10 protein-coding genes are annotated in these 10,577 nt (G+C 34.8%); 1 reads left to right on the top strand and 9 read right to left on the bottom strand.

Annotated features, from left to right (window positions below; all coding sequences use genetic code 11):
* Window positions 1–251: 251 nt before the first annotated feature.
* The 9 genes from rsxA to HNS38_RS07070 all read right to left on the bottom strand — a co-directional run bounded on the left by rsxA (window position 252) and on the right by HNS38_RS07070 (window position 9,084).
* A complete protein-coding gene (gene rsxA / locus HNS38_RS07110; RefSeq protein ID WP_172278765.1) occupies window positions 252–824 on the bottom strand; it encodes an electron transport complex subunit RsxA in 573 nt (190 codons plus the stop codon).
* A gap of 11 nt (window positions 825–835) precedes the next feature.
* Complete coding sequence (locus HNS38_RS07105; protein WP_172278767.1) at window positions 836–1,420, bottom strand: RnfABCDGE type electron transport complex subunit E; 585 nt, start codon at window positions 1,418–1,420, stop codon at window positions 836–838.
* Window positions 1,420–2,007, bottom strand: a complete 588-nt coding sequence (locus tag HNS38_RS07100) for an RnfABCDGE type electron transport complex subunit G (protein WP_172278769.1) — start codon at window positions 2,005–2,007, stop codon at window positions 1,420–1,422. Before HNS38_RS07100 ends, HNS38_RS07105 begins: the two co-directional genes overlap by 1 nt.
* A complete protein-coding gene (locus HNS38_RS07095) occupies window positions 2,000–3,004 on the bottom strand; it encodes an RnfABCDGE type electron transport complex subunit D (protein WP_172278771.1) in 1,005 nt (334 codons plus the stop codon). The genes HNS38_RS07100 and HNS38_RS07095 overlap by 8 nt, the downstream gene beginning before the upstream one ends.
* A gap of 14 nt (window positions 3,005–3,018) precedes the next feature.
* A complete protein-coding gene (gene rsxC / locus HNS38_RS07090) occupies window positions 3,019–4,350 on the bottom strand; it encodes an electron transport complex subunit RsxC (RefSeq protein WP_172278773.1) in 1,332 nt (443 codons plus the stop codon).
* A 28-nt stretch (window positions 4,351–4,378) separates the two neighbouring features.
* Window positions 4,379–5,368, bottom strand: coding sequence for an RnfABCDGE type electron transport complex subunit B (locus HNS38_RS07085; RefSeq protein WP_172278775.1), 990 nt, complete (start codon window positions 5,366–5,368; stop codon window positions 4,379–4,381).
* Window positions 5,369–5,687: 319 nt separating this feature from the next.
* Window positions 5,688–6,053, bottom strand: a complete 366-nt coding sequence (locus HNS38_RS07080; RefSeq protein WP_172278777.1) for a response regulator — start codon at window positions 6,051–6,053, stop codon at window positions 5,688–5,690.
* Between the two features lie 25 nt (window positions 6,054–6,078).
* The gene (locus HNS38_RS07075; RefSeq protein ID WP_172278779.1) at window positions 6,079–8,820 is read right to left on the bottom strand and encodes a tetratricopeptide repeat protein; all 2,742 of its coding nucleotides are present in this window, start codon (window positions 8,818–8,820) and stop codon (window positions 6,079–6,081) included.
* A 66-nt stretch (window positions 8,821–8,886) separates the two neighbouring features.
* The gene (locus HNS38_RS07070) at window positions 8,887–9,084 is read right to left on the bottom strand and encodes a hypothetical protein (protein ID WP_172278781.1); all 198 of its coding nucleotides are present in this window, start codon (window positions 9,082–9,084) and stop codon (window positions 8,887–8,889) included.
* Between the two features lie 335 nt (window positions 9,085–9,419).
* Between HNS38_RS07070 and HNS38_RS07065 the strand changes: the two genes are divergently transcribed.
* Window positions 9,420–10,574 (top strand): hypothetical protein, encoded by a 1,155-nt coding sequence (locus HNS38_RS07065; protein WP_172278783.1) that lies wholly within the window; start codon window positions 9,420–9,422, stop codon window positions 10,572–10,574.
* Window positions 10,575–10,577: the final 3 nt, after the last annotated feature.

Below are 10,577 nucleotides of genomic sequence, written 5' to 3'. Positions count from 1 at the left end.
TCGATTTAGAAAATGGAATCTATCTGTACACCATTAAAATAGATGGACAAGTGGCAGGTTCTAAAAAAATGGTGGTTTTGAAATAGTATATCATTAAATACCTAAATAGAAATCAAAGCCTTATTAGTATGACTAGTAAGGCTTTTGTATGTCCTGTTAGCAAAAAATGATAATCTAGAGTTTTGTTTTCAATAAAAAAAGCACCACCTAAAAAGGCAGCGCTTGAACTATATATTCAAATTTTATATGCTCTAAACCATTCCGGTAAAACCCATAAATGCTAAAGCTAAAATTCCAGCCATCACCAATGCTATAGGTACACCTTTCATTCCTTTTGGAGCTTCCATTAGGTCCATATGCTCTCTTAAACCAGCAAATAATACCATGGCTAATCCAAAACCAACAGCTGATGCTATAGCGTAAACTACACCTTCCATTAAGTTGAACTCTTTTTGAATGGCTAAGATAGCAACACCCAAAACAGCACAGTTAGTAGTAATAAGAGGAAGGAAAACACCAAGAGCAGCGTAAAGGGGAGGACTTACTTTTTTCAAGATAATCTCTACCATTTGCACTAAAGATGCAATCACTAAAATAAATGTAATGGTTTGTAAGAAACCAATGCTTAAAGGAATCAATACGTAATATTGGATGAGCCAGGTAACAATAGTTGCAATTGTCATTACAAACATTACTGCACCACTCATTCCAACTGAAGTAGATATCTTTCCGGAAACCCCAACAAAAGGACAAATTCCCAGAAACTGCGCCAATACAATATTATTGACAAATATGGCGGATATGATGATAATTATATATTCCATAGTTCTAAGATTTAGGCTTTTTTGTTAATTCTGTTGATAATAGCAATCAGGTAACCCAATGCAATAAAAGCTCCAGGGGCCAATACGAATACTAACATTCCGTCGGCTTCCATAAACTTAATATTGAAAATGGCTCCACTTCCTAATATTTCTCTAACTCCTCCAAGTACAGTTAATGCAAATGAGAATCCAAGTCCCATGCCTAAACCATCGATTAATGAAGAAGAAAAGTTTTGTTTTGAAGCAAATGCTTCTGCACGTCCTAATACCAAGCAGTTTACAACAATTAAAGGAATGAATAAACCTAACTGGTCGAAAAGAGCTGGCATATAAGCTTGCATCGATAACTCAACTATAGTTACAAAAGAAGCAATAATTACAATAAAAGCGGGGATTCTAACTTTATCAGGTATGCCATTTTTAATAATGCTGACTACCATATTAGATCCAAGAAGTACAAAAGTAGTAGCCAATCCCATACCCAAGCCATTAAAGGCAGAGGTGGTGACCCCAAGAGTAGGACAGAGGCCTAATAAAAGAACGAATACCGGGTTTTCTTTGATAAAACCTTTGGTGAAATTTTTCATTTGACTCATTATTTCTTTCCTCCTTTATTTAGTTCGAAAGTTTTGTAAGCTCTTTCCGTGGCATCGCTAAATGCCCTAGAACTGATTGTCGCAGCTGTAATGGCATCAATTTCTCCACCATCTTTAGTGACTTTTAAATTGAAGGTAGCTGGATTTTTATTCTCAAACTGATCTTTAAATTTAGGGTCTGCCATTTTAGTTCCCAAACCTGGAGTTTCTTTATGTTCCAATACAGAGATATTAGAAATAACTCCATCGGGTTTAAAACCTACCATGAGTTTGATTAAACCACTAAATCCCATCATAGTATACGTGTTCACTGCAGTTCCTACATATGCACCTTTATTATAGGCATTATAGAATGTTAATGAATCTTTAGGTTTGTTTCCATCGAAAGACATGACTTTATAAGCTGGTTTTACCTCATCAAATTCTGGTAATACTACTTTTATAGCGTTTTCTATTTTTGCTTTCTTGGCCAATTCGATAGGTTCTTTGGTGACATTATATACTGCCCCAAGAGCTAGTCCGGCTATAGCTGCTACTAAAAACAGCACATAAACCATATTGATGAATGTTGATTGTTTTTTAGCCATGTTTCACCTCCTTACCAAATCTAGTGGGTTTAAAAGAATTATTAAGTAATGGAACTACAGCATTCATAATAAGTATGGCGAAAGACATTCCTTCTGGATAGGCTCCCCAAACACGAATAATGACTGTTAAAACTCCAATTCCGACACCATAAACCAATTGACCTTTTTTGGTCATGGGAGAGGAGACCATATCGGTAGCCATAAATATGGCACCTAGCATCATACCTCCAGTTAGTAGATGGAAAATAGGATTTACATAATGTGTGGGATCAATCAACCAGAAAATACCACTGAATACCACAACTGAAATCAATACGCTTCCAGGGATTTCCCAAGTGATGATTTTTCTCCATAACATATAAATACCACCAAGGATTAAGGCCAGAGCAGATACTTCGCCCATACTACCACCCATGTGGCCCATAAACTGGCCCATAAACTGTGGCATCTCTGGAGAAGTCATTAGTTCTTGTACTGTTTGTCCTGCTTTTAAACCTTCTTTCATCACTCCAAGAGCAGTAGGACCTGTAACAGCATCAGCTAATCCATCAATAATAGGACTTGCTTTTGGCCAACTGGTCATTTGAACAGGGAAGGAGATGAGTAAGAATACACGTCCAACTAATGCTGGATTGAAAGGATTCTTTCCTAAACCCCCAAAGCTCATTTTACCCATTCCTATCGCTACTAAAGCACCAATGATAATAATCCACCAAGGCAGATTACTAGGTACATTGAAAGCCAAGAGGATTCCGGTAATGGCTGCTGAACCATCCATAATGGTATTGCTGCCTTTTAATAAATATTTTTGGATAGCCCATTCGAAGAAAATGGAAGCTGCTACCGCAATAAAAATAACACGCATGGCATCGAGGCCAAAGAAGTATATGGAAACCAGCATGGCCGGAATCATGGCATATACTACTCCCCACATGATTTTCTTGGTCGACATATCGCCATGAACGTGAGGGGATGCAGATACTGTTAATAAACTCATCTTTTCTTATCGTTTTATTTCTTGTTTCTATTCCTGATGATTCCACCTACTTTATTCTTTCCAAACCTGATGAAGTCGAGAAGAGGAATGTTAGCAGGACAAGTATACGAGCAAGAACCACATTCAATACAGTCCATCACTCTTTCGTTTTCTACCTTATCAAACATTTGAAGCTTGCTGGTTTTAGAAAGGTAAACTGGTTCTAGTCCCATTGGGCAAACCTGAACACATTTAGCACAGCGGATACAATTGCTTGTTTCGCCACGTTTGCTTTCATTCTCAGGCATGATTAAAATACCAGAAGTTCCTTTTACTACAGGTACATCAGTATTTAATAATGCTTTTCCCATCATAGGACCACCATTGATGATTTTGCCAGTATCTTCAGGTAAACCTTCGGCAGCTTCAATGAGTTCCTTAACTGGAGTACCAATTCTAACCATAAAGTTAGATGGCTTCTTCACTGATTTGCCAGTTACAGTCACCACACGTTCTATTAATGGTTTGTTCTTTTGGATCGCTTCATAAACAGCCAATGCAGTACCCACATTGTTGACTACACAACCTACTTCTAGAGGAAGTTTCCCAGATGGAACCTCTTTACCAGTAATGGCTTGTATCAACTGCTTTTCACCACCTTGGGGATATTGAACTTTTAGAGGATGGATTTCGATACCTTTGAAATTCTTGGCTAATCTTTTAAGCTCCTCTATAGCATCTGGTTTGTTGTTTTCTACACCAATTAAGGCTTTGTCAACATTTAGACCCTTCATGAGGATGCTAATACCAATCATCATTTCCTCACCACGCTCTAACATTAAGCGATGATCGGAAGTCAAATAAGGCTCACATTCCACTCCATTAATAACTAGAAATTCTACTTTCTTTCCTTCAGGAACCATTAACTTAACAAAAGAAGGGAAGGTAGCGCCACCAAGCCCTACTACCCCCATCTCGTTAATCTTGTCAACAATTTCTTTGTTTGAAAGCTTAATATCTTTTACGATATCTTTACTTTGATCGATGTTCTCTAGCCATTCATCACCCTCCACATTAATAATGATTGAAGGTTTACGGTATCCACTAGAATCATAGACATCATCAATTTTAAATACTTTCCCCGATACAGGTGAGTGAATATTGGCAGAGATAAAACCACTAGCTTTAGCCAATAATTGCCCTACTTTAATTTCGTCACCTTTTTTTACTACTGGCGTTGCAGGAGCTCCTAAGTGTTGACCTATTGGAACTGTTACTTGCTTTGGTAGCGGAAGATATTCAATGGCTGCTTGAGCCGATAATTTGTTTTCAGGTGGATGTACACCACCAAGTTTAAAAGTCTTCATTTAATACCCCTTTTATTTATTTAGAGAATTAAGCTTTTTCTGTATTTTCTTTAGCATCAGAGTCCTTTTTAGCAATAGGCTCTTCAACTTTCTTCACCTCTTTTTCCACTTTTGCAGCAGGAACAGCTTTTTCAGCAACGGCTACTTTTGCAGGAGCTTCTTTTTTAGCAGCAGGCTTTTCACCTTCTGGCTTTAGCTTTCTAAGAGGGAAATTGATTTCGTGAATGGCGTTTGTTGGACAAACGGGTTCGCATTTTCTACATAGCTTACACTTTTCAAAATCGATATAAGCTCTGTTGTTCTTCATTTCGATGGCATCGAAAGGACAAACTTTGAAACATTTAGAACATCCGATACAAGCTACATCGCAGTTTTTCTTAGCTGGAGCACCTTTTTCTTCATTTACACAGGCTACAAAGATTCTACGTTCTTTTTTACCTAGGTTTCTTAGTTCAATAATATCCTTGGGACAAGCAACAATACAAGCATTACAAGCCACGCAATTTGCTGTTACTTCAGGTAACATGGTTTCAGGATTGATGTGGATGGCATCGAAATCACAAGATACTTCACAGTCACCTAATCCTAGGCAACCATAAGAACATCCTCCTTCTCCAGAAAATACAGTAGCGGCAGCTGCACAATTGGCAATACCATCGTATTTAACTTTAGCAGGTGAATTGACCACAGAACCACTACATCTTACAACAGCTATTTGAGGTTCGGCCATTGCGGCTTCCATGCCCATTACCTTACCAACATCAACCATTACATCGCTTCCTCCTACAGGGCAATTAAAGCCTTCTAGAGTAGCTTTTTTAACAATAGCTTCAGCAAAAGCTCTACAACCAGCATAACCACAGCCACCACAATTGGCACTGGGTAATACTTCTTCTACATCATCGATACGTGGATCTTCAAAAACTTTGAATTTTTGTGCCACAAAATATAGAATTACAGCAGCAACAATGGCTAAAACCCCTAGAGAACTTACGGCATAAATAATAACTTCGTTCACGGTATTTATGTTTTGTTTTTAATTTTGTTATACTCAACTAAAACAGGTTGATGGACAAAAATAGAAACATTAGTCGTATAGTCCTTGCTTTTACAGTTGTTGTATGTTTGGACTTAAGGGTCTGTAAATCAGTATATAACGATTTGTTTGATTATTTTGACACAAAAAATGCATTTGTAAATAGCACTATGTCAGTAGGATACAAAATTGTTTAGAAGACTTCTAAATTTCATTCTAAATAAGAGTTTGTATCTTAGTATAATTATGTAAAAAACAGATATATAAGAGGTTGGCTTATTGTTTTTTAAATAACAATAGCTTATCCTATCAAGGTGGCAATAGCCTCAAGAATTTCCTTGTTTTCAAAAGGTTTTTCAAATGTTAGGGTTGCTCCAAGTAATCTTGCCGATCTCAGGTTATCCATGGCATTTGTTCTTCCTCCTCCTGAAACAGCAATGATCTTTATGTCTTTAAATTCCTTTTTTAAATCGAGGATGGTTTCTATGCCTTCTTTGTCAGGCATGATAATATCTGTAATAACAAGCTGGGGTTGGTGTTCGCTGTAGAGTTCTTTAGCGTATCTGCCATCTGTTGCTTCAATTACTTCGTAATTATTACGTTTTAGTAAAACGGCAAACATTTCTCTAAAATGGGTATCATCATCAATTAATAAAATCTTCTTCATGGCTGTGTTTTTTTGGTAAATACAATTAAATTATCGGTAAATATAATGAAAAAATAGTTCCTTTTCCAAATTCTGATTCCACTGTTATTTTGCCATTATGTTGCTTCACTATTCCAGTAACAACAGATAAACCAAGGCCTGTTCCCTTTCCAACTTCTTTAGTAGTAAAGAAGGGTTCGAATACTCTTTGAATGGTTTCTTTATCCATTCCAATACCATCATCAGATATTTTAAGACAAATCATTTTTTTATGGTCAAACTCTGCTAAAGTCATGTTAGGAAAGGCTTCAATTTTGACACTACCATTATGATCATCAATTGCATGAAATGCATTGGTTATAATATTTATGATAACTTGTGTAATTTGGTTTTTATCTGCAAGTAATTCTATATTGAATTCTTCGTTTGGATAGATGAGATCAATATTTTTAGGTTTAGATCCCTTAATAATATCTATGCTATCTGTCAACAGTTGGTCGAAGGATATCTTATCCATAATAATATCTTTTCCTCGACTAAAGGTGAGTAGTTTTTGAACAGTTTGTTGGGATAGAGTAACTGCTTTCATGGTATTGGTTAAATAGGTATGCACATGATGGTCAGTTTCAATATCTTCCAAGGACATATCCACATATCCCTTGATAGTAGCCAAGTAGTTATTAAAATCATGAGCAATTCCTCCAGCCATGGTTCCTACAGTTTCCATTTTTTGGGTTTGAATTAATTGGCTTTCCATTACTCGTTTTTCTTTCTTGTCTTTTTCAATTTGAGTGATATCCTTAATGTAGAAAGCTAAAGAAACAATATTTTGATTCATATCAATGATAGGACTAATCTTGATATTGAATATATTCTTATCATCAACCACATGTAACTCTTTATAAGTTTTAGAGCTGAGAACTAATTCTGAGAATTTCTCTAATACAACTCTATTGGTTTTCTTGAAGAAGCTGAAAATGGATTTGTTTAAAATATTTGCTTGATCGGGGAGGAAACCGTTTAAATCATTAGAGTTTGCTGTGATGATTTCTCCATGAATATCCACTAATATGGTAGAATCGAAACTAGCGTCGAGAAGCGCTTTTATTTTCTGCTCACTCTCCAAAAGTACATTGTACTGTTGCTTAATCTGCTTTTGAGAACGTTGGTTTAAGAAATAAAGCCAAACAAAGAAAACTAGTATGATAATGAGGACAATAATAATGAAAAATAAACGGTTTCTTTTGGTTTGGTTTTCTAATGTGAAAACCTTTTGTTCATTAGCTAGTTTTTCTAAATCTTTTTCTCGTTCTTGATTTTCTAATTTTAGTGACATATAGTCAATACGACTACTAACATGTTCATTATAAATGGTATCGTTCAGTTCTTTAAAAGCTTTATAATAGTATAATGCTTGTTTAAAATCTTCTAGTCGTTCATAGTTTTTAGAGGCAGCCTCATAGCCTATTTGGATAATGTTTGTTGCATTGATTTGAATAGCTATTTCAAGTCCTTTATTGTAGTATTCTACAGATAATGAGTCGTTTAGTAGTGTTTCATGAGCTTTAGCGTAATCAATAAAGAGGTTAGCCAAGTCGAGTTTGCTCCCGAATTTTTCAAAAACACTTTTGGCATCTTCAAAATATGAAAATGCTAAGGGATATTTGCCCATAGCCACATAAACATTGGCAATCATACTCTTCGATTGAGCAATTCCTAGTGTGCGGTTGTTATTCATTTCATACCTCATACTTTTATTCAAAAGAATCAGTGCGGAATCGTAGTTCCCTTCTGTATAGAGTATGTCTCCTAAATTATGTTGAATTATCGAGACTGTTTCGTCCTGACCGTATTCTTCAGCTAACCGAAGGGCGCGTTGGTAATAAGTTTTGGCCTTATTTAAGTCCTTGGTTTCCTGATAAACCAAAGCTATATTGGAAAGATCTATTGATAGTTCTTTTTCTAAGCCCAGTGCTTGCGTTAATTCTTGACCTTGAAGAAATAGGCTTAGGGCTTCATCATACACTCCCCAATCTAAATAAATGAGTGCTTTATTACTTATAGCATAAGAGATACTCAGTGTGTCGTTTAATTGACGAGCAATATATTCGCATTTATCATAATTAAATATAGATTGTTTGTAATTACCTATGTCGGAATGAATAATACCGAGGCTATTATAAGAGTTTACTAATTTGTATGTTAATTGGTTCTCTTGTTCTATAATGATAGCTGTATCTATATAGGCAATTGCATATTCTTGGTTGCCTAAATCTTTATAATTGCTAGATAATAATTGATAAAAATCAGATAAATCGCTAGGCTCTATTTGTTCAATATATTTGTCCAATGCAAATTTTAAGGTATCATTAGATTCTTTGGTTTTATGAATTCTAGATAGACCTTCACCTATACCGTATATCGAGTTCGCTGCTTTTTTTGGTTTGTTTATTTTATTATATATTTCGTAAGACTTTTGATAAAAGGTTAGTCCGCTTAAAACTTTATTATTGTCATAGGAATACTGGCCTTTAAACATATAGGCATTAGCCAATCCGTATTTATAATCAAGTCTTTTTGAAAGTTCGATGGCTTCTGTGATCAACTCTTCACTGTAATTGGGTTCATTATGTCTTAGTTTGAATGATAGTTCTACAGCAGCATCAACCCATTTTTTATTCTGACTTAAACCAAGAATATTTTGGAGACTGTCAATTTCGCGATTAGCATTCTGACTCAATACTATTCCAGAAATTAATATTAAAAGGAGACAAAGGTTTTTTCTCATGTTTTGTGTTCAATTCAGCAGCTAAAACTACAAAAAAAACCGATATGTGAATTATTATTTGCTTTGCTACTCAGAGAATATTTCTTGCAACATCTGAATCCCTCTCGATTTCATAGTATAGGATTTTTCATGCTGGTTAGAGTCAGAACTTGTATCTACATGCCCATCTTTACCATGCGTAGGTCTTTTATAGGAGTTTCTAATGATACCAGTGTAAAATAATTTCCTTTTCTCTTGAATTAGGCTATAGATGCTTCCGTTCATAATAATAGATTGTTTTGTGGTCAATAAGATAAAATTCTGAAGCAAAAGTATCTTGTAATAGGCTGTTTGTCAATTATTTTAAGCTTAAGTTGTGTTGTAAAGTACAAGTTAAGTCCTGTTAGGTAAACTTAAGCTGAATGAAATAAATTAAGAAAAAACTTAAAATTGTTATGAAAATCTTGATTATTCATGAGGAATTGTCTTACATTTATACGAATTTTGCAAAAAGGCTGTTTTTTAAAATGCTACCTTATGGATTTAAGATCTGAAAAAGAACATTTTTAAGCTTTAGCAAAACTTAAGAAAACCAAAATTACTTAATCAATTATTGTTTAATGAAGAATCAGTTTAGTTTTTTAAATCTTCCGGCTATAACAGCTCTTGAGCATGCGGTGCATTTATTGCCTGGATTGGATAGGGTTGATTTATTGTGGAATGATCCTAGAACAGCTGAGTTAACATTATTATCGGTTGATAAAGAAGACTCCTCTTCCATAAAGAATATAAGTTTATCCTCAAACAGTATATCTAAGCTCAATCAGTTTCGCTATCAAAAATCCTCAGTGGCTTGGTATAGCCAAGATGAGCTGCCTTTTAGCGAAAATGAAAGTGAATTAATGGAGGAGGACCTATTTAGTGAAGTGTTGAAGAGTATGCTTTGTTTGAGTTTTTCCAGTGATATAGATGCTTTTAGTGATGTTTATATCTTTTATTTCCGTAAAGATGCAAGTGAGTTTGGTCCTATTAAGTCTGGTAATATCTTAAATACTCAACAAAAAATGATAATTGGAAGACTGTTATTTAATAGCCTAAAAACTATTTTAACTCAATTAAATTCCAATAGAGAAGCCATGATGGAATATAATAAAAGTATTTCAGAAATGGTTCAGTACCAACAGCAACAATTGAAAATACATAAACAAGAATCCGATGATTTTAAATCTCAATTGGATGTCATTCTTTTTAAATTGGTAGATTCTGTTAAAAGCCCTGGTGATATTATTGTTTTAGAGGATAAAGCTAAGGAATTACTAAGGCCATTCTTATATGATTATGATAAAGTTAAGCTGGCTTTAAGAAAAGCTTTAGTTTTTGTAAAAACACTTCAGTTTGGCTTAAATCATAATCAAATTATTCTATCTGCAGTTCATTTTAAAGAATTTGAAAAAATAGAGGAAGCTGCAAAAGATCAAATTGAGCAAGGAAAAGGATCCTATGTAACCCATACTAAGACCTATCAGTTTTTGGAGGATTTAGAATTTGCTGCAGAACAATTGACATTGAAAGGAGTAAAGTTGACGAGTGCTAGGGTAGGACAAACTTTAGAGAATTCAATTACAGCGGCAGCTATTTCTGATAAGATTAAAAACCATAGGCGTAAGATTATAATGTTATTGGAGCAGTACCCTGAGAAATGGAATTTGATAAGAAATAGGTTTAGGCCTATTATTAATATTCAAGAAAGAGCTAATGAATCAAAGGTAGCTTAAAAA

The organism is Lentimicrobium sp. L6, assembly GCF_013166655.1.
GTDB lineage: Bacteria > Bacteroidota > Bacteroidia > Bacteroidales > UBA12170 > UBA12170.
The sequence above is the reverse complement of the archived record's forward strand: the minus strand, read 5'-3'. Positions and strand labels throughout refer to the sequence as shown.